The 18,088-nt window shown below is 52.1% G+C and carries 20 protein-coding genes and 1 other RNA gene; 7 read left to right on the top strand and 14 right to left on the bottom strand.

Annotated features, from left to right (window positions below; genetic code table 11):
- Positions 1-10 precede the first annotated feature (10 nt).
- From dapB to pyrG, 6 genes are all read right to left on the bottom strand, one after another.
- Positions 11-733: a 4-hydroxy-tetrahydrodipicolinate reductase gene (dapB, locus tag J0A68_RS17210; protein WP_206579472.1), complete on the bottom strand. Its 723-nt coding sequence runs from the start codon at positions 731-733 to the stop codon at positions 11-13.
- Positions 733-1,347 carry a DUF5683 domain-containing protein gene (locus tag J0A68_RS17205; RefSeq protein ID WP_236025647.1) on the bottom strand — a complete coding sequence of 205 codons (615 nt, stop codon included), beginning with the start codon at positions 1,345-1,347 and terminating at the stop codon, positions 733-735. The genes dapB and J0A68_RS17205 overlap by 1 nt, the downstream gene beginning before the upstream one ends.
- Before the next feature lie 3 nt (positions 1,348-1,350).
- Entirely contained in the window at positions 1,351-2,262 is a 912-nt protein-coding gene (locus tag J0A68_RS17200; RefSeq protein WP_206579471.1) for a ParB/RepB/Spo0J family partition protein, read from the bottom strand.
- 2 nt (positions 2,263-2,264) lie between these two features.
- Positions 2,265-3,047 (bottom strand): ParA family protein, encoded by a 783-nt coding sequence (locus tag J0A68_RS17195; RefSeq protein WP_206579470.1) that lies wholly within the window; start codon positions 3,045-3,047, stop codon positions 2,265-2,267.
- A 204-nt stretch (positions 3,048-3,251) separates the two neighbouring features.
- Positions 3,252-5,045 (bottom strand): membrane protein insertase YidC, encoded by a 1,794-nt coding sequence (gene yidC, locus J0A68_RS17190; RefSeq protein ID WP_206579469.1) that lies wholly within the window; start codon positions 5,043-5,045, stop codon positions 3,252-3,254.
- A gap of 40 nt (positions 5,046-5,085) precedes the next feature.
- Positions 5,086-6,705 carry a CTP synthase gene (gene pyrG / locus J0A68_RS17185; protein WP_206579468.1) on the bottom strand — a complete coding sequence of 540 codons (1,620 nt, stop codon included), beginning with the start codon at positions 6,703-6,705 and terminating at the stop codon, positions 5,086-5,088.
- Positions 6,706-7,049: 344 nt separating this feature from the next.
- Between pyrG and J0A68_RS17180 the strand changes: the two genes are divergently transcribed.
- Positions 7,050-7,811: a hypothetical protein gene (locus J0A68_RS17180; protein WP_206579467.1), complete on the top strand. Its 762-nt coding sequence runs from the start codon at positions 7,050-7,052 to the stop codon at positions 7,809-7,811.
- Positions 7,812-7,930: 119 nt separating this feature from the next.
- Positions 7,931-8,335, top strand: coding sequence for a hypothetical protein (locus J0A68_RS17175; RefSeq protein ID WP_206579466.1), 405 nt, complete (start codon positions 7,931-7,933; stop codon positions 8,333-8,335).
- A 51-nt stretch (positions 8,336-8,386) separates the two neighbouring features.
- Here the strand turns inward: J0A68_RS17175 and J0A68_RS17170 are convergent, their stop codons facing one another.
- On the bottom strand, positions 8,387-8,809 hold the full coding sequence (locus J0A68_RS17170; protein WP_206579465.1) for a hypothetical protein: 423 nt from the start codon (positions 8,807-8,809) through the stop codon (positions 8,387-8,389).
- Entirely contained in the window at positions 8,806-9,381 is a 576-nt protein-coding gene (locus tag J0A68_RS17165; protein ID WP_206579464.1) for an RNA polymerase sigma factor, read from the bottom strand. The genes J0A68_RS17170 and J0A68_RS17165 overlap by 4 nt, the downstream gene beginning before the upstream one ends.
- A gap of 112 nt (positions 9,382-9,493) precedes the next feature.
- Here J0A68_RS17165 and J0A68_RS17160 point away from each other — a divergent pair, with 112 nt between their 5' ends.
- The 4 genes from J0A68_RS17160 to J0A68_RS17145 all read left to right on the top strand — a co-directional run bounded on the left by J0A68_RS17160 (position 9,494) and on the right by J0A68_RS17145 (position 12,573).
- On the top strand, positions 9,494-9,829 hold the full coding sequence (locus tag J0A68_RS17160) for a DUF6249 domain-containing protein (protein ID WP_206579463.1): 336 nt from the start codon (positions 9,494-9,496) through the stop codon (positions 9,827-9,829).
- Positions 9,830-9,952: 123 nt separating this feature from the next.
- On the top strand, positions 9,953-10,420 hold the full coding sequence (locus J0A68_RS17155) for a hypothetical protein (RefSeq protein WP_206579462.1): 468 nt from the start codon (positions 9,953-9,955) through the stop codon (positions 10,418-10,420).
- On the top strand, positions 10,417-11,865 hold the full coding sequence (locus tag J0A68_RS17150; RefSeq protein WP_206579461.1) for a CCA tRNA nucleotidyltransferase: 1,449 nt from the start codon (positions 10,417-10,419) through the stop codon (positions 11,863-11,865). The genes J0A68_RS17155 and J0A68_RS17150 overlap by 4 nt, the downstream gene beginning before the upstream one ends.
- Before the next feature lie 3 nt (positions 11,866-11,868).
- Entirely contained in the window at positions 11,869-12,573 is a 705-nt protein-coding gene (locus J0A68_RS17145) for a tetratricopeptide repeat protein (RefSeq protein ID WP_206579460.1), read from the top strand.
- 55 nt (positions 12,574-12,628) lie between these two features.
- Here J0A68_RS17145 and J0A68_RS17140 read toward each other — a convergent pair whose 3' ends face one another.
- The 6 genes from J0A68_RS17140 to ffs form a co-directional block, all read right to left on the bottom strand.
- Entirely contained in the window at positions 12,629-12,841 is a 213-nt protein-coding gene (locus J0A68_RS17140) for a hypothetical protein (protein ID WP_206579459.1), read from the bottom strand.
- Positions 12,842-12,982: 141 nt separating this feature from the next.
- Positions 12,983-14,368 carry a S41 family peptidase gene (locus J0A68_RS17135; RefSeq protein ID WP_206579458.1) on the bottom strand — a complete coding sequence of 462 codons (1,386 nt, stop codon included), beginning with the start codon at positions 14,366-14,368 and terminating at the stop codon, positions 12,983-12,985.
- Positions 14,369-14,442: 74 nt separating this feature from the next.
- Complete coding sequence (locus J0A68_RS17130; RefSeq protein ID WP_206579457.1) at positions 14,443-15,153, bottom strand: cell division ATP-binding protein FtsE; 711 nt, start codon at positions 15,151-15,153, stop codon at positions 14,443-14,445.
- Between the two features lie 3 nt (positions 15,154-15,156).
- Positions 15,157-15,360: a fructose-6-phosphate aldolase gene (locus tag J0A68_RS17125; protein ID WP_206569356.1), complete on the bottom strand. Its 204-nt coding sequence runs from the start codon at positions 15,358-15,360 to the stop codon at positions 15,157-15,159.
- 55 nt (positions 15,361-15,415) lie between these two features.
- Entirely contained in the window at positions 15,416-16,075 is a 660-nt protein-coding gene (fsa, locus tag J0A68_RS17120) for a fructose-6-phosphate aldolase (protein WP_206579456.1), read from the bottom strand.
- A gap of 139 nt (positions 16,076-16,214) precedes the next feature.
- Positions 16,215-16,301: signal recognition particle sRNA small type (gene ffs / locus J0A68_RS17115), an RNA gene on the bottom strand.
- Positions 16,302-16,437: 136 nt separating this feature from the next.
- Between ffs and J0A68_RS17110 the strand changes: the two genes are divergently transcribed.
- On the top strand, positions 16,438-18,078 hold the full coding sequence (locus tag J0A68_RS17110) for a M28 family metallopeptidase (RefSeq protein WP_206579455.1): 1,641 nt from the start codon (positions 16,438-16,440) through the stop codon (positions 18,076-18,078).
- Positions 18,079-18,088 lie beyond the last annotated feature (10 nt).

Here is an 18,088-nt window from a genome sequence, read left to right as displayed (position 1 = left end):
GCTAGTTGATTCAGAAAGATAGAAAATCGTCCATGGAGAGCACTCCTTTTCGGCCTTGGATCCACTCCGCCACCAAAACTGCGCCAAGGGCAAAACCCTGTCTGCTGTGTGCGGTGTGCGTGATCTCAATCTCGTCGATTGCAGAGCTATAGCGGATGATATGGGTGCCGGGAGCGGGGTCTATACGCTTGGCGGTGATGGGGAGCGAGTGTTCATTTCCGTTCGGCTGTCCGGCCAGGTGCCAGCTATTGAGGCTTTCCAGGTTTTTGAAAATCCCCTCTGCCAGGGTGATCGCGGTGCCCGAGGGGGCATCCTTCTTTTCGGTGTGGTGGATCTCCTCCATGGAGGCTTGGTAGCCCGAGGTTTCGTTCATCAGCTTGGCGAGAAATTCGTTGACCTTGAAGAAGATGTTGACTCCGATGCTGTAGTTGGAAGCGTAAAAGAATGCGCCGTTTTGCTCGGCGGTGAGCTTTTCGATCTCCGCCTTGCGGGAAAGCCAACCCGTCGTGCCGGACACCACGGGAATGCCGCGCTCCATCGCCCAGGCGATATTTTCCACAGCGGCCTCCGGCTGGCTAAACTCGATGGCCACGTCGATCTTGGAAGCGTCAAGGCTGTCCAGCTCGTGGCGGTTGTCAATATTGATCTTGGCTGCAAGGGAATGGCCGCGGGACTCGGCGATTTCGCCGATGATCTTGCCCATTTTGCCATATCCTAGGATGAGAATGTTCATTATTTGAATTGAAGTTTCATAGTGAGTCCCATGGAGGTACTGGATGCTGCGAAAGTACCCACATTTGGTTCAAATTTTAGGGCCAGGTCGTCGGAAATATCGAAGCCTGACAGGTGTGCGTCCACGTTGGCGTCGATCAGGTTGAGCGCGTAGATGCCCAGGAGCAGGAGGATGGTCAGATCCCGGTTTTGGCGCCAGTAGTCGACATTTCGCACCAGGCCTTCCCGATTAAGAGAGGGGAACTGGCTCTGGTCTCCATCGTCGTAGGCAAACAGCGCGCTGCGAAAGGTCTGGTAGCGCTTGTTGTTGTAGCCGATGAAGTAGATGTCCGTCATGAATCCCGCGTAGAGCAGCGGTACTTTCCAAGCTTTGCCGTTGTACACCTGGCCGGCTCCCGGTAGGATCGCGGAGAGGATGGTGGCCTTTCTCGGATCTTTGGGCAGGGAGGAGTAGTCTGGCTTTTCCTTTTTCTCTTTGGGAGGCTCAGGTGCTTTGGCAGCAGCGTTCTCCTGGGAAAATGCCGGATTGGAAAGCAGGATTACCAAAAGCAAAAGCCCCAAGGAAATCCATGGGGTCTTGGGCTTTGCTGTAATATCTGGAAAAAAGACTTTCAATTTTCAGATGATTTCGAGGATTTCGAGGATGCGGTTGAGGTCCGTAGCCGAGTTGAAGGGAATCTTGATCTCCCCGCGGTTTTTGTCGTCCGCTTTTAGGCCGACTTTGGTGCCAAAGTGGGAAGCCAAACGCTGCTGTATCTTGTTGATCTCGTATTTCCTTACCGGATCCAGTCCTTTTTCGGTGGTTTCTTTTTGGGGTTTGCCCTCATTGAGTGCTTTTACCAGTGCCTCGACTTTGCGGACGCTCAGTTCCTCATCGATGGCTTTTCTGAATATCGCAAGTTGCTTGTCCACGTCTTCGATGTTGATCAGCGCGCGGGCATGGCCCATGGTGAGCTGCTGGTCCCGGATAGCCGCTTGGATCGTTGGGGGAAGCTTCAGCAGGCGGAGGTAGTTGTTGACCGTAGTCCTGTTTTTTCCCACGCGGTCGCCCAGTTCCTCCTGCTTGAGATCACACTCGGCAAGGAGACGTTGGTAGGATTGGGCGATTTCGAGCGCATTGAGGTTTTCCCGCTGGATGTTTTCGATGAGTGCCATTTCCAGCATCTGCTGGTCGTTGGCCGTGCGGACATAGGCAGGGATCTGGGTCAGGCCTGCCAGCTTGGAAGCCTGGAAGCGGCGCTCTCCGGAGATGAGCTGGTACTCGTTTGGGGCGAGCTTTCTGACCGTCACCGGCTGGATGATGCCCTGGACGGAAATGGAGTCCGCCAGCTCTTGCAGCGCTTCTTTGTCAAAGTGGACCCGTGGCTGAAAGGGATTGACTTGGATTTCGCCCAAAGGAATTTCGAAAATTCCCGTTTTGGCCACTTCCGGTAGGATTTCGGTGTTTTTGTGCTTGGCAGGACTGTCTTCCAACAGCGCTCCCAGCCCTCTTCCTAACGCACTTTTTCGGTTGGGTTTATGATCAGACATGCTTACGTGGTCACTTTTTGGAGGCCGTTTTTCTGGGCTATTTCCCCGGCCAGGTTGAGGTACGCGATGGAGCCTTTGCCCTCTGCGTCAAATGCGATGACCGGCAAACCGAAGCTCGGTGATTCGGAGAGCCGGACATTTCTTGGTATGATGGTGTCAAACACCATGTTTTTGAAGTGCAGCCTGACTTCTTCCACCACTTGGTTGGACAGGCGCAGGCGCACGTCGTACATGGTGAGGAGGATGCCTTCGATTTCCAGGTCGGGATTGAGCCGGGTCTGGATGATCTTGATGGTATTGAGCAGTTTGCCCAGGCCTTCCAATGCAAAGTATTCGCATTGGACGGGTATGATTACAGAATTGGCCGCAGTGAGGGCATTGATGGTGATCAGACCTAGGGAAGGGGAGCAGTCGATGATGATGAAGTCGTAGAGGTCCTTGATGGGAGCGATGACTTCCTTCATCTTTTCTTCCCGGTTTTCCAGGTTGATCATCTCCACCTCGGCACCGACCAGGTCGATGTGGGAGGGAACCAGATCCAGATGCTCGATGGAGGTCTTGAGGATGATGTCCCGGACGTTGATCCCGTCGACCATGCACTCGTAGATGCTGGTGTCGATGGCCTTTGGGTCGTGCCCGAGCCCGGAGGTGGTGTTGGCCTGGGGATCGGCATCGATGACCAGGGTATTAAACTCCAATACAGCCAAGCTGGCAGCAAGGTTCATTGCAGTGGTGGTTTTTCCCACTCCGCCTTTTTGGTTGGCTATTGCAATTATTTTTCCCATGGTTGAGCTAAAGGGTAATTTGACTCCAATATTAATCAAATTCGGGTCTTTTCCTTGGGTCGGTTTTTCTTTTTTTGGCTAAAGACTCCTGTGAAAAAAGGTTAAATGGGTTAAAACCAGACGTGTAACAGAGCTGCCGTTGGAGCTTTTGCCAAGGCTAGGCCAAGAAAAAAGGAGCTCTATGAAAAGCTCCTTTTTTCGGTTTTATTTCCTCTTGTTGGCATCGGCGGCTTTCATCGCCTCTTCCAATCGCTGCTGGAACTTAGACTTCTTTTTGTTGACGTTTTTCGCTTTGCTTTCCTCCACCTTGGCGCGGATTTTTTCATCGTCCACAAAAAGCTTGATGACCGCCTGCTGGCTGAAGGTGACGATGTTTGACACAAAGTAGTAGAAGCTCAGACCAGCCGGGTAGGAGTTCAGGATGAACATGAACATCACCGGCATGATGTAGCCGAGGTTTTTCATCGGGCCGGTGGCCGTGGTCAGCTGGTTGTTGAAGTGCGTGTAGATGATCTGCGACACGGTCATCAGCAAGGTAAACAAGCTGACATGGGAGCCATAGAACGGAATGGTGAAGGGCAGCTTGATGAACTCGTCGTACGTGGAGAGGTCATTGGCCCAAAGGAAGGATTCCTGGCGTAGTTCTACTGCATTGGGGAAGAAGAAGAACATCGCAAAAAGGAAGGGCATCTGGAGTAGGAGGGGAAGGCATCCTGAGATCGGGCTCACGCCGAGCTGCGAGAAGAGCTTCATCTGCTCCTGCTGCATCTTGGTAGCGTCATCGCCGTATTTTTCCTTCAGCTCGTCGATCTCCGGCTTGATCACCCGCATCTTGGCCATGCCGATGTAGGACTTGTAGGTCAGAGGCGACAGGGCGAGCTTGATGATCAGCACGATCAGGATGATGATGATGCCGTAGTTGTTGAAATACTTCTCCAAGAAGGAGAAGAGGTGTACGACGATGTACTTGTTGACCCAGCTGACGAAGAAGTAGCCCATGTCGACGTTCTTTTCGAAGCCGTCAGTCACGGTTTTCAGAGTTTTGTACTTGTCCGGGCCAAAGTAGAAGCTCATGTCCGCCTGTCCGTTTTGCATAGGAATGGCAAACGACGCCGTCATGGTCCGCACGATGGAGGAGTCTGTCGGGGTGGTCTGCGTGAGGCTGACGTTTTGGAACACAGAGTCCGCGATGATTCCTGCCGTGAAGAAGCGCTGGCTAAACCCGATCCATTTCACCGGCTCGGCTACCTGCTCCTGCTCGGGATCATTGCCTGCTCCCAGGTTTTCGTAGGACTCAGAGGCGAGGTAGTAGTTGAGCTTTGTTTGTCTGCGGGACTCGCTCAGGTCTTTTTCCTGGGCTTTGATGTGGTCCTCCCAAGCTAGATTGAGCGCGTTGCCGGTGAATACTCCCTGAAAGCGATCGATCTGGAGGGATTTTTTGACTACAAAGCTGCCCTCTTCAAGCGAGAAGGTCTGGGAGATCTGTCCAGCTTCGGTGGCCGCCGTAAGGGTCAAAACCTTGGTTTTTACTCCCTCAGCGTCGGTCTCGCTCAGCTTTGGGCTGAAGTAGAGGTCGGCCAGGTTGAGCGAGCCCTTGCTGCTCTCGAGGGTGTAGGCCATCGAAGAGCTGGTTTCGTCCAAGAGGACGAGCGGCTCGCCGTCCCAGCTTTTGTATTCCTTGAGCACTACCGACTTGATCGCCGCGCCTTTGGTGGAAAGTGTCACGGTGACCTGGTCGTTTTCCAACACGATGTCTTCCTCGACACCGGAGGTAAGGGGAGCCAAGGCGCCGTATTGGGCGACTCGCTGGGCGTCTACCAGACTGTCTGGCAGGGTGGTTTCTGAAAAGGATTCCTGAACATTTGCCGAAACGGGCGTTTCGGTTTGCTGTGGGGGTTCTTCTACAGCAGGGATCTCGGGACTGCTCGCGAAAAAGAGCGAGTAGACCAAGATCACCGCTGCAAACAGGATCAAACCCGTTGCTTGATTTCTATCCATAGGTGTTTTTTTCGTGGCTAAGGGACTTAGCGCTACGGGATTACTTTACTTTTTTGACGTCTATTGCTGCCTGAATGAATTTGACAAACAGCGGCTGAGGATTCAGGGCTGTACTCTTGTACTCTGGATGGAACTGTACGCCGACAAACCAAGGATGGTTTTTCAGCTCTACTATCTCCACCAATCCGGTGTCCGGATTTTTGCCCGTGGCAAGCAGTCCGGCTTCTTCCACCTGCTCCAGATAGTCGTTGTTAAACTCGTATCTGTGGCGATGGCGCTCGTGGATTTTGGTCTTGCCGTAGGCCTGGGCAGCCTTGCTTCCTTTTTTGAGGTCGCAAGCATACGAACCTAGTCGCATAGTTCCGCCCATTTGGTCGATTTTCTTTTGCTCTTCCATCAGTCCGATCACAGGATAGGCTGTGGCTGGATCCATCTCTGTGGAGTTGGCGCTTGCCAGTCCCATCACGTTGCGGGCAAACTCGATCACCGCCACCTGCATGCCCAGACAGATCCCAAAGAACGGGATCTTGTTTTCTCGGGCGTAGCGGACAGTTTCGATTTTTCCCTCAAAGCCCCGCTCACCAAATCCCGGAGCGACCAAAATGCCGTCCAGCTCGCTCAGCTTGGCTTCGATGTTGTCGTTGTGGATTTCCTCAGAAGAGATGAGCTTGAGGTGTACCTTGCACTCCACTGCCGCGCCGGCGTGGGTGAAGGATTCGATGATGGATTTATAGGAATCGGGCAGCGACACGTATTTGCCGATCAAGCCAATGGTGACTTCCTGGGTTGGGTTTTTCAGCCTGCCGAGGAAATCCTTCCAGTGCTCCAGGTCGGTGTTTGACTTGGAGGTCAGCTTGAGTTTGGACATGACCCGCTCGTCGAGCTTTTCCTTTTTCATCAGCAGCGGCACATCGTAGATGGTTTCGGCGTCCATGGCTTCGATCACGCTGTTGAGCTGCACGTTGCAGAAGAGCGCCAGCTTTTTCTTGACGTCCTGCGGCAAGTGGTGCTCGGTGCGGCACACGAGGATATCCGGCTGGATACCGGCCTCCAGCAATTGCTTCACGGAGTGCTGGGTAGGCTTGGTCTTCAGTTCCTTGGCAGCGCTGAGGTAAGGGATGAGCGTGAGGTGGATCACCAAAAAGTTGTTTGGCCCCAGGTCCCATCGCGCCTGGCGCACCGCCTCTATGAAGGGCAGGGACTCGATGTCGCCCACGCAGCCGCCGATTTCGGTGATGACCACGTCGTATTTGCCGTCTTCGCCCAGCTTGTAGAAGTTGGCCTTGATTTCGTCGGTGATGTGGGGGATGACCTGGACGGTTTTGCCGAGGAATTCACCCTTGCGCTCTTTGGTGATGACGTTGTTGTAGATCCTTCCGGTGGTGACGTTGTTGCTCTGGGAGGTGGTGACGTTTAGGAACCGCTCGTAGTGCCCCAGATCCAAGTCCGTCTCGGCACCGTCATCGGTCACGTAGCATTCCCCATGTTCGTAGGGGTTGAGCGTCCCCGGGTCGATGTTGAGATAGGGGTCAAATTTTTGGATGGTCACAGAGAAGCCCCTGGCTTGCAGCAGTCTGCCCAAAGATGCAGCGATGATGCCTTTGCCGAGAGACGAGGTAACACCTCCGGTGATGAAAATGTACTTGGTGGATGAGCCCATAAGAATGGAGAAGGATGATTTTGGTTGGAATCTTATGGGGCTCAAAATTAGGGAAATTTCCTGACTTGGCTTCTGTTCTCTGATTTCATTTTTGAGGATTCTCCCTTTTTAGCTCCATGCGGACGAGGGATTACGACAAAGTATTTCGTGACAATATATGTCAATTGGTTTTTTGACTGGAAGTACTGGCTTACCTTAGATTCATGATTCCAAGGGACTTGAGTAATCCCTGATTTCTTTTCTTTTGACAGCTGTTTTTTTACCAATTAGCTGTCAGTGAGTAGGAAGCATAGGATTCAAAATGTGGATTAAGAATATAATAGAAAAATTAAATAAGCACGGTCATGGACTTAAGAAACAAAAGTATTGCGTTGGTAGATCACCTGTCAGATGAAGGCGGTCAGGAGCCTTTCGGTTTTTCAACAAGCAATGTGGAAGCGTTTGCATTGGATCCTGTTAGGTTATTTTCCCAAACCGACTGGACTCGTTTTGAAGAAGATGTAAATGTGATCAACAAGATCTATTCACATGTTTTTGATGAAATAGTGATAGCGAGAAAAAAGTTGGTTTGTTTTTGGCCTCTTTCGGAGCAATTTGGTGGCGAGTGGTTTGAATTGAATTCGCTATGCGAGAGCAATGACTGGGAATTGGAAGTATATAAACACGGGTTTTTTGAAGTGGACAATTATGGTTTCAGCCCTTCCATACTTGGGGCATGGAAGCGTTTTGTGTATTTTTTGGTCGAGTCTCTACTGGAAGATATCCGGCTAAACGAGGATCTGGAGGAGGTGGCCACGCTTACTTCTGGCCGTGACTCTATTGTTTTGTTCAAGTTGGGTGCGGAGGGGCAGCCTAGATATACGTTTGCCTACTGTGGAGAGGGCTTGGGCAATGATCTTGCTCCAAAGGGCATCCCAAACACGCTGCCGGAATTTGCCTCCTTCCACGAGATGCTGGCCCAGCTCCTGGCCAGCAAAGACCTCAGTCTCTACCAAACGCAGTTTTGCGATCCACATTTGGAGAAAACTTACTTTAGCCTGTTGGCCAAAAAGACCGGATCCGGAAACCTAATAGAAGCCTGGTTGCTTTCTTATTCTTTAAATTGATGTGTGCTCGGAGATAGCCTGGATATTAATTTGTAAATATTCATTAAATCTATTTATCGAATAAAAATCAATTGATATCTTTCGGGGATTTATATTGATACATATTAATCTTTACGAAAATGAGAGAACTAATTAAAGAAGCTATCGCTGATCTAAAAAGAACAGAGGGCTTTATCTATGTAACTTCTGAAGGAAAGAAAATCGACTTGCATGAAGCTGCTGCAAGAGGCATTGCCGTCACTCCCGTAAATCCAAAAGACGAGGTGATCAAGAAGCTGGAAGCGGCTGGTTTGTTTTTGACAGACGGTAAATTTGTAAGCGAATTGAATGATCTGATTGCTGCATTGAGCGGTGGTTCTTCATCCAAAGGAACTGGCAAAAGAAGATCTTTTTCTGACGCCGAGAAGAGCAAAATTGTAGAAGAGTGGCAAAAAGTAGAAGCTGCCGGCAAAAAAACCAAAGCAGCTTTCGCTAGAGAAATTGGTGTTGGTTATCAGACTTTTATTAACTGGTTGAAAGGTTAATTTAGCCAATGGCATCAAACAAAAAAGACAGCATTGCTGTCTTTTTTGTTTTTATATAGCTTCCTGTCTTCGCCTGAGCGGACCGGCTATCGCGATAAAACCCAATATAAAAAAAGCCAGTACCCCGATGACAAAGGGAGGGCTCAAGTGGAGTGAAGGCAAAGTCAATCCCAGACCTCCGAAGTTGGGCAAAGTCTGCTTCAGTCGCTGCAAGCTCTCCGCCAGCAGGTCCGCTTCTGGGGAAGAGGGAGAGGCAGAAGTAAGGAAGCTTCCGGCGACAATCAGGGACACCAGTCCCAAGATGAGCATCCAGGCCCAGGGCGCGATGACCGGACGATAGGCGGGAGCGGCTTGGGGTAGGGACTCGATTTTTTTCAATACCGCTAGGTGGAAGTCTTCTCCAGGCGAATCCATTCCTGCTTCGACGATCCATTTTTTCAGGGAGTCTTGGGAGGTGGCTTTTTCTTCTTTCATAGCAGGCCAATTAGTTCTTTGCTTGACAGTTTTTTCAGATTTTCTTCCAGATGCTTCCTTCCGCGAAAGAGCTGCACCTTTACGTTGGACTCGGTGTGTCCGGTGATAGAGACGATTTCCTTGATGGAGAGTTCTTCGAAGTAAAACAGGGTCAAGACCACGGCCTCCGCCGGGGTGAGGAGCTCGATTCCCTTTTTTACTAGCGCTGCCCGCTCATCGCGCTGCAAGATCTCCAGTCCGTCCAAAAAGTCCGCTGGCTCGCCGGATTTTTCCATCAGGTCCTCGATCCAGGTCAGCTGCCTTTTGGTTTTTCTCAGCCTTCCGGCGCACTCATTATAGACTACCCGATACATCCAGGTAGTAAACTTCGACTTTCCCTCAAAGCTGCCCAGCGATTGGTACACCTTTACAAAGGTGTCCTGCGCGGCTTCCTGTGCTTCTTCGGTATTTTTCAGCATCCGGAGTGCCAAGGTATAGACCAGGCGCTGGTGTTTTTGCACCAGAGAGCCAAAAGCCTTCGTGTCGCCTTGGCGGGCTAGCTCGATGTAGTGGTTGTCTTCCAGGAATTGCATTCAAAAGCTTAGATGCGGATACCGCCAAAGAAGTTACAGCAATTTTTTTTAAAGTGTCTTGTAACCTTTTTTGCCCACCCCGCATCCAAAGGACAAACAAACCAAAAACCACATGCAAGAAGACATCCTCATCCCGCTCATCGTTTTCTCCTCCATCTTTGGCGTAGTGTACGTCTACCTGACCACAAGAAACAAGGAGCGACTGGCGCTCATCGAAAAGGGGGCGGATGCCTCGCTCTTCAACACCGGCAAAAAGAACGGCATAGGCTCTATCATCCTCAATCTGGCCCTGCTGGCCATCGGTATCGGCATCGGTGTGCTGGTCGGAGCGGCTCTGGAGCAGGCAGGAATGGATGACGACGTGTCCTTCCCGGCAAGTATTTTCATCTTCGGCGGACTCGGGCTGGTGACCAGCTTTTTTGTCAACCGAAAGCTGGAAAAAGAGTAAGCTAAACCACGCTAAAGACTGCCCTTTCGCCTCTCCGTATTCCGGGGAGGTTTTTTTGTGTTTTAGATTTTAGCGGCTCGGGCAAGATAATCTGACTATTTTTACGCCAAAATTCAAAATCACTTGGATCAGCAGGCAATCGTAAAAACCTTTCGTGACAAAGGGCAGGTGACTATCAAAGAGGGAAACGGCAAGACCTTGACGCTTTTGAAAAGCGAGTCTTGGCAAGCCGAAATGGGGGAGGACTGGACTTTTCTCCTGTTTGACATGTTCCAGATCCGGTCTGTATGTGAGCCTTTTTCGGAAGTGTCGCTGGATGTGGTGGAGTTTGCGACCAAGCCTACGATCTACCACAGCCCGGTGAATCCGGTGCTGAAGACAGCCCCCCTGCGGGATGGCAACATCCGCTTTTCCCTGATTCGGGATTCCAACTGGAACAAACTGCTTTTCGCCATATCCCAGCCTGTTCTGGCCAGGATTGGTTCCGGAGAGGCGGATTTTAGTACTGATCTTTATTTTCCCCTTTTGGGACCCAATACCAAAGAAATGTTTCTGGGCCCTGAGGGCGACATCAAAATTATCACCGGATGAATTTCAAATCGAGGCTGGACGAGCACGACATATTTGAAAAAGTGGGCGCGGCAGCTGGCCGTTTGGGCATCAAGTCCTACGTGGTGGGCGGCTATGTCCGAGACTTGGTACTGGGCCGTCCCAGCAAGGACATAGACTTTACCTGTGTGGGAAGCGGAATCAGCCTGGCGCAGGAAGTCGCCAAGTCTTTTGACACGCATGTGCCGCTTTCCGTTTTCAAAAACTTTGGCACCGCCATGCTGAAGCTCGAGGACTGTGAGCTGGAGTTTGTCGGCGCGCGCAAGGAATCCTATCGCCTGGAATCACGCAAGCCTATCGTCGAGGACGGTACTTTGCAGGAGGATTTGGAGCGCAGGGACTTTACGATCAACGCGATGGCTGTCTCGCTCAATGCTGAGGACTATGGCGAGCTGGTGGATCCTTTTGACGGCATAGGCGATATCAAAAGAAAGACCATCAAGACGCCATTGGAGCCTGGGGTGACCTTTTCGGACGATCCGCTGCGCATGATGCGGGCGGTCCGCTTTGCCGCGCAGCTCAATTTTGACATCGACCCCGACACTTTTTTTGCGATCACGGAAAATGCCGACCGGCTGAAGATCATCTCTGCCGAGCGTATCATCGACGAAGTCAACAAGATCGTGAAGACTCCCAAGCCTTCCTATGGGTTTAAATTGCTCTTTGCGTCCAAGCTACTCCAGGAGTTTTTCCCGGAAATGGTCGCCCTGCAGGGCGTGGACTCCGTGGATGACAAGTCGCACAAGGACAATTTCTACCATACGCTCCAGGTGCTGGACAATGTCTGTGTGATGACGGACAACCTCTGGCTCCGCTGGGCAGCGATCATGCACGACATCGCCAAGCCTGCCACCAAGCGCTTCAACCCCAAGGTGGGTTGGACTTTCCACGGCCATGAGGACAAAGGCGCCCGCATGACTCCGGGTATTTTTCGCAGGATGAAGCTGCCCATGGACGAGCGCATGAAATACGTGCAGAAGCTCGTGAGGCTCCACCTTCGCCCCATCGCGCTGGTGAAGGATGAGGTGACTGACTCGGCGCTGCGAAGGCTGCTTTTTGACGCAGGGGATGACATCGACGACCTGATGAAGCTCTGCCGGGCGGACGTCACCTCCAAAAACAACAAGAAAGTCCAGCGCTACCTGGACAATTTTGACAAGGTAGAGGAGAAGCTCAAAGAGGTGGAGGAGAAAGACCAGGTACGAAACTTCCAGCCTCCGGTCAGCGGCGAGGAAATCATGGCGATTTTTGGCCTTCCTCCGTCCAAAATCATCGGGGAAATCAAGGAAGAAATAAAAGAAGCTATATTGGAGGGCAAAATCCAAAACAATCCAGAAGCTGCCCGAAAACTCATGTTTGACATTGCCCGTGAAAAAGGCATCGCTCCTGTAGACGACAATTCACATCACCAAGAAAACAACGATTAACAAATGAAGCGCACCTTAATCCTGCTGCTCCTGGCCTTCTGTGCCGGAAATCTCACTGCCCAAACCAACGACTCCCTGCCCAAGCTGGATCCAAAGCTGAAAGCCGTACTCAACGCGACCGACCAGGCAGCCTACCAGATCGCCATGTCCTACAGCGACGTCGGCATTGCCAAGACCAAACTCTTTGACCTCATGGTGAGAAATCCCGAGGACATGCGCTATCGCGAAGCTTTGGCAAACCTGTATTTTGACGCCCAGCAGTATGCTTCCGCGGCGCTGGTATCCATGGATATCCTCAAGGTAAATGACAAAAATATCGGCGCTCTCGAGATCGCCGCCTACTCGCTGGAGCAACTGGGCGCTTTGGACAGGGCTTTGCCCCACTTCGAAAGCCTCTACCTGCTGACTGGGGACAACTTCAGCCTTTACAAGTCCGGCTTTATCCAGTACAACCTGAAGCGCTATGAAGAAGCGATGAACTCCGTGACCATGCTGGTGAAAAATGCCAAGGCAGACGAAAAGATCGGCTTTCCCAAGTCGCAGACCGAGACCCAGCAGATCAGCATGAAGGCAGCCGCACTTAACCTGAAAGGCTTGATCTACCTGGATCAAAACTCCAAGGCGGAAGCCAAAACCGCTTTCAACGAGGCCATTGCAATGGATCCCGCGTTTGATCAGGCCAAAGAAAACCTGAAGAAGACCAACTGATCTGAATCACTCTAGATGTCCTTGAAGCCGGCCGATGAGCCGGCTTTTTGTTTTCTCAGGGGAAAATAAAAAGAGCCAAGGTGGCGGTGGCGATGGAGAGCAGCAGGCTGATGGCTAAAAGTTTCGAATAGTTTGTCTCCCAGTGCTTGCTCTGCCCGTTGGCGTTGGGGACCAATTTTCTGACCGGCTTGACCACGAGCTGCACGACCGCAAGCCCTCCCAGAAAATACAAGACCAAAAGAATCAAAAATGACGCTGCAGTTTCCATGCCTCGAATTTAAAGTTGTCGCGGCTAAGTATGAACCCATGACCGGATACTTAACAATTTGTTAATCTGTGACTTGGTGGTATTTTGCTCTTGGCAAGCGCGGCAAAAGACAATAAAAAAGCCCCTAGAAGGGGCTGTGGGTTACTTTTGGAGTGGGGCCTCGATCTGGATACCAGAGCGGATCTGGACGTCCAGCGAGCTGCCGATATCCTGGCGGCTGAGCTGCTCAAATCTTGCCCCCGAGGGCACGCCCGTGATCTGGGAGATGGCCGTTCGCAGCAGGAGCTCGTTTATATCGCCAAAGGGCCGAAGGCGTTCCTGTGTTTCCTTTACGGTGATGTTTGGCGTGAAGCCTGCGGTGTAGTCAGACTGGTCGAGGCTATTGAAGCTTTGGGAGACGATGGGCAGGATGCCGTATTCGTTTTGGCTGTTTTCTTCGTCCTCAAAAGGAATCGAGCCGACATTTTTGCCCGTAGTCACGTCACCGATCAGGAATACATCCATGTAGGGTTTTAGCCCGTTGATGATCAGCTCCGAGGCAGAGGCGGTCCTAGAGGAGGTCAGGATATAGACCCGGTTGTCGGAGAGTGTGTTTCCGAGATTTTGGGTCTTGGCAAGGAAGGGGGTCTGCACGTTTCTCAGTTCGGAAAACTGATCCATGAGATAGTTGTTGTACTTGGTTTTTGAGAAAACACTCGTGCTTCCCACGCCCGGCGCGATGAGGCTGGCCAGATTGACCGCCGAGGAGACGTATCCGCCACCATTGTAGCGAAAGTCCACGATCAGATGGTCGATGCCCTCGGCTTTGAAGCTGGCAAAGATACCATCCATTTCGGTGTCGTAGGAGGTGTTGTTTGCGCTCGGCCCAGGGGCAAAGAAGTGGTACACCACGTAGCCGATTTTCTCATTGTCGATGGTGTAGACCGTGTCGAGAAAGTTCGGGTTTTCTGCCAGCTGCACTGCGGTAAGCGTCACGTCAGGCATGGGCGAATAGGCATTGCTGGCTTCGCTGAATCTGGCATAGGAGAGCGTGTGCATGCCCGCTGTGGCCCCGAGCAGCTCGGAGTAGTTGTTCATCGTCAGCTGTGTGCCGTTGATCTTGTTGATGATGTCGCCACGCTTGAGGTCGACATTGGAAGCGGGGCTGTTTTTCTTGATATAAGAGACCGAGGCGTACACGTTGCTGTTGGCCTCGGAGCTCTCTCGGTACAGGATGAATTCATATCCAGCCTCCAGATTGACTCCACTGAGCGCATTGATCAGCTCCTGATAGTCGGGATAGATCACCGAAAATCGATCCGTGGGCCGGTTGAGCAGGGCTTCGAAGTAATCCGCCGGGTCGGAGCTCTCCGAGATGGGGGTTCCGAGATCATCGAGCCAATAATAAACCTCCTCCATCACATCGAGTATCCAGCGGTTGGCCGCTTGGTTGGAAGCCGGATCGACCTGTGGAAGTTCGTCTTCGGGTTGGCAGGAAAATGCCAAGCCCGCCGCCAGAAGCAATAGAGTTGGTTTGGTAAGTCTCATGGTTGATATGTTAGCCTTTTCAAAACGGCCTCGGGTGTGCGGTTGTTTTGTCGGGCGGTGGTTCTTTTTGGGCTTCAGAAGGAAGAGCTGAAGGAAATGTCATGAAGTTTGCTGTCAAGGAGCTTTCCGTTTTCGCATTTCAGGACGCGATAGGGGAACTTGCGAAGCAGCTCATGGTTGTGCGTGGCCATCAGGATGGCGGTTCCTTTTTTGTTGATCTCCTGAAAGAGCTTAAATATTCCATCGGCGACGTCCGGGTCCAGGTTTCCGGTGGGTTCGTCAGCCAGGAGGATGGAGGGTTCGTTGAGCAGGGCTCTGGCGATGACCACACGCTGTTGCTCTCCGCCGGAGAGCTGGTGGGGCATCTTTTGGAGGGCGTCGGTCAGCCCGACTTGGATCAATACCTCGCTGATCCGCTCTTTGATCTTGGAGGTGTCTTTCCAGCCGGTGGCTTTCAGGACGAAAGACAGATTTTCGCGTATCGTGCGGTCGCTGAAGAGCTGGAAGTCCTGGAAGATGATTCCGATTTTTCTCCTGAGGTAGGGGATTTCGCTGTTTTTTATCTTGGTGAGGGAGTATCCCACGATTTCCCCCAGTCCGGATTGCAGGGGAAGGTCTGCATAGAGGGTCTTGAGTAGGGAGCTTTTGCCGCTGCCTGTCCGTCCGATGAGAAACACGAACTCGTGCTGCTCCACGGCAAAATTGATGTCCGATAGCACGGGGCTGTCTCCCTGGAAGATGGTGGCCTGCGTGACCTGAAGCACAGGTTGGGTACTGAAATCCATGGTTTAGAGTTCTAGTTTTTGAAGTTTGCCGAAAGGTAGGTTTTTGATCACTTCCTCAAGCTGGCTTTCCCTGCCTGCCAGCCCAAATTTTTCTATGCTTTTCAGCGGCCGGTCAGCCCTGAAGTAAGCGACCAAAACGAAGTTTTCGTCCCGGATCTGGATGTAGTCCGGGATTTTGGCTTTTCCTTTTACCTTGATGATGTACATGCTGTGGTGTTAAAAAAAGAGGCTGCATCTTGCAAGAAACAGCCTCCCGTGAGTGTTATTTTCCGGCTGCCTTCGCATGATCAGCCAGAAACTGTGCCAGACCCGAATCGGTCAGGGGGTGTTTCAGTAATCCGGTGATCACTTTCAGTGGGCAGGTGACCACGTCGGCACCGATCTCAGCACACTTGATCAGGTGCATGGTGTGGCGCACTGACGCTGCGAGGATCTCGGTCTCGAAGCCGTAGTTTTGGTAGATGTGGGAGATCTGCCCGATCAGCTCCAGTCCGTCGTAGGAGATGTCGTCCAGTCGGCCGATGAATGGGGAAAGGTAAGACGCGCCAGCCTTCGCAGCCAAGATAGCCTGGCCCGCGGAAAACACGAGCGTGCAGTTGGTGCGGATGCCCTCGCTGTGGAAGTACTTCAGGGCCTTTACGCCGTCCTTGATCATCGGGATTTTCACCACGATCTTGTCGTCGATTTTTGCCAGCTCCTTGCCTTCCTTGATCATGCCGTCAAAGTCCGTGGAGATCACCTCCGCACTTACTTTGTCGTCCACGATATCGCAGATAGCCTTGTAGTGGGCTTTTACGTTTGCGTCTCCGCTGATGCCTTCTTTGGCCATCAGGGAAGGGTTGGTAGTCACGCCGTCCAATACGCCCAGGTCGTAGGCTTCGCGGATTTCGTCGAGATTGGCGGTGTCAATAAAGAATTTCATGGGAATAGGTTTTTTGTTAAGACTTGTTCAAAAGGCCTTAGGTTGAGAATGCGTCAGCAAAGGCTAACGGACAAAGTTAGAATTTAAATCAGGATTAGGAATTCCAAAAAGTGGGGTATTTGGAAAATTTAGGGCAAAAAAAGAAGCGGCATCGCACCGCTACAACCGCCTACCCTTGCTTCCTTCCGGACCTGGGGGATTCAGCAGGAGCTGGTCGTGCCGCTAGGCCACAAAGGTAAGTCAAATTTTGCCCGATCCAAGGGCTTTCTGCCATTTTGCCCCTATGCCTCAGGAAATCAACTGCTAAAATTTTTATCTTGGGGTCTTTAAGCAGTTTATCTCCACCAACCCAAATCAGACTTATGAAAAAGACCTTTTTCGCAGCCCTGGCGATCTCCGCCGGGCTTGTGGCCTGCCAAGCACCCAAAAAGCCAGGCTATACCTTTCAGGTAGCCGATCTGGAGCCCAATCTCATCAAGCTCTCTTCAGACGAGTTTATGGGGAGGATGCCTTTCACCGAAGGGGAAGAGATCACCACCGAGTTTCTTGAAACCGAGTTTAAAAGCATGGGATTGGAGCCGGGAAACGGCGATTCCTATTTCCAGGACGTGCCGATGGTTTCGATTTTCTCCCAACCCTCGGAGCAAATGACCTTCAGTTCGGCCAAGGGAAACCTGGAGGTGCAGGGGCTGCAGGACTTTGTGATCTGGACACAGCGGACCGACTCGCTGGTGGAGGTGAAGGACGCCGAGGTGGTTTTTGCGGGTTTCGGCATTGTGGCGCCCGAATACGGCTGGAATGACTACCAGGACATCGACGTCAAGGGGAAGATCGTAGTCGTCCTGGTCAATGACCCAGGCTTTGGGACGGAGGATGCCTCCCTTTTCAAAGGCAACACGATGACCTATTACGGTCGCTGGACCTACAAGTACGAGGAAGCCGCCCGGCAAGGCGCTGCGGGATGTCTGATCATCCACAACACCATCCCGGCGGGCTATGGCTTCAACGTGATCCAAAACAGCTGGAAAGCCTCCAAGCTCTACCTCGACGATCGCGGCAAGGAGCCCTACAAGCTGGGCTTTGAAGGCTGGATCACGCTGCCTACTGCCAAGAAGCTTTTTGAAATGTCAGGGATGACCGACTCCGAGATGTTGGCAAAGGCGAGAAAGTCGGACTTCCAGGCCGTCTCGATGGGGGTGTCCGCCTCGGCATCCATCCAAGTAGAGGCCAACTACAACGTTTCCAAAAACGTCGTCGCCAAAGTGACCGGAAAAACCCGGCCTGAGGAATACCTGATCTACTCCGCGCATTGGGATCACTTTGGTATCGGAAAGCCAGACGAGACCGGGGATTCGATCTACAATGGCGCGCTGGACAACGCGTCTGGGACTGCCGCGCTGCTGGCGCTGGCCAAGGCTTTCAAGACAGCTGCCCAGCCGGAGCGGACGGTCGTCTTTCTCGCTGTCACAGCGGAGGAGCAGGGGCTTTGGGGCTCGGCCTACTACGCCCAAAATCCCATCTATCCGGTGGAGAAAACCGTCGCCAACATCAATATGGACGGCATCAATCCCTATGGAAAGATGAAGGACGTCTCCATCATCGGCGTGGGCCAGTCTGAGATGGAGGATCTGCTGAATGTGGAACTGGAAAAACTGGGTCGCTACAGCGCTCCGGAACCCAATCCGGTAGCCGGCTACTACTTTCGATCCGACCACTTCAACTTTGCCAAAGTGGGCATTCCTGCGCTCTACTTTGGCACGGGCATAGACCATGTCGAAAAAGGAAAGGAGTATGGCAAGCAGCTGCAGGATGACTACACGGCCAACTACTACCACAAGCCAAACGAGGAGTACGACCCTGAGCGGTGGAACCTCGACGGGGCAGTGGACGATGTGCAGCTGCTCTTCAACGTCGGCAAGTCACTCGCCAACTCGGACAAGTGGCCGAGCTGGAAGGAAGGTTCGGAGTTTAAGTCGGTCAGAGACGGGTATATGAAAAAATAACATGGTTATC

It is taken from the genome of Algoriphagus oliviformis (genome assembly GCF_017254915.1).
Taxonomy (GTDB): Bacteria; Bacteroidota; Bacteroidia; order Cytophagales; family Cyclobacteriaceae; genus Algoriphagus; species Algoriphagus oliviformis.
The sequence above is the reverse complement of the archived record's forward strand: the minus strand, read 5'-3'. Positions and strand labels throughout refer to the sequence as shown.

Bases quoted from the DNA above. Each gene is read 5' to 3' on its own strand.
- dapB (WP_206579472.1), bottom strand. From the start codon at position 733: ATGAACATTCTCATCCTAGGATATGGCAAAATGGGCAAGATCATCGGC.
- J0A68_RS17200 (WP_206579471.1), bottom strand. From the start codon at position 2,262: ATGTCTGATCATAAACCCAACCGAAAAAGTGCGTTAGGAAGAGGGCTG.
- J0A68_RS17195 (WP_206579470.1), bottom strand. From the start codon at position 3,047: ATGGGAAAAATAATTGCAATAGCCAACCAAAAAGGCGGAGTGGGAAAA.
- yidC (WP_206579469.1), bottom strand. From the start codon at position 5,045: ATGGATAGAAATCAAGCAACGGGTTTGATCCTGTTTGCAGCGGTGATC.
- pyrG (WP_206579468.1), bottom strand. From the start codon at position 6,705: ATGGGCTCATCCACCAAGTACATTTTCATCACCGGAGGTGTTACCTCG.
- J0A68_RS17180 (WP_206579467.1), top strand. From the start codon at position 7,050: ATGGACTTAAGAAACAAAAGTATTGCGTTGGTAGATCACCTGTCAGAT.
- J0A68_RS17175 (WP_206579466.1), top strand. From the start codon at position 7,931: ATGAGAGAACTAATTAAAGAAGCTATCGCTGATCTAAAAAGAACAGAG.
- J0A68_RS17170 (WP_206579465.1), bottom strand. From the start codon at position 8,809: ATGAAAGAAGAAAAAGCCACCTCCCAAGACTCCCTGAAAAAATGGATC.
- J0A68_RS17165 (WP_206579464.1), bottom strand. From the start codon at position 9,381: ATGCAATTCCTGGAAGACAACCACTACATCGAGCTAGCCCGCCAAGGC.
- J0A68_RS17160 (WP_206579463.1), top strand. From the start codon at position 9,494: ATGCAAGAAGACATCCTCATCCCGCTCATCGTTTTCTCCTCCATCTTT.
- J0A68_RS17150 (WP_206579461.1), top strand. From the start codon at position 10,417: ATGAATTTCAAATCGAGGCTGGACGAGCACGACATATTTGAAAAAGTG.
- J0A68_RS17145 (WP_206579460.1), top strand. From the start codon at position 11,869: ATGAAGCGCACCTTAATCCTGCTGCTCCTGGCCTTCTGTGCCGGAAAT.
- J0A68_RS17140 (WP_206579459.1), bottom strand. From the start codon at position 12,841: ATGGAAACTGCAGCGTCATTTTTGATTCTTTTGGTCTTGTATTTTCTG.
- J0A68_RS17135 (WP_206579458.1), bottom strand. From the start codon at position 14,368: ATGAGACTTACCAAACCAACTCTATTGCTTCTGGCGGCGGGCTTGGCA.
- J0A68_RS17130 (WP_206579457.1), bottom strand. From the start codon at position 15,153: ATGGATTTCAGTACCCAACCTGTGCTTCAGGTCACGCAGGCCACCATC.
- J0A68_RS17125 (WP_206569356.1), bottom strand. From the start codon at position 15,360: ATGTACATCATCAAGGTAAAAGGAAAAGCCAAAATCCCGGACTACATC.
- fsa (WP_206579456.1), bottom strand. From the start codon at position 16,075: ATGAAATTCTTTATTGACACCGCCAATCTCGACGAAATCCGCGAAGCC.
- J0A68_RS17110 (WP_206579455.1), top strand. From the start codon at position 16,438: ATGAAAAAGACCTTTTTCGCAGCCCTGGCGATCTCCGCCGGGCTTGTG.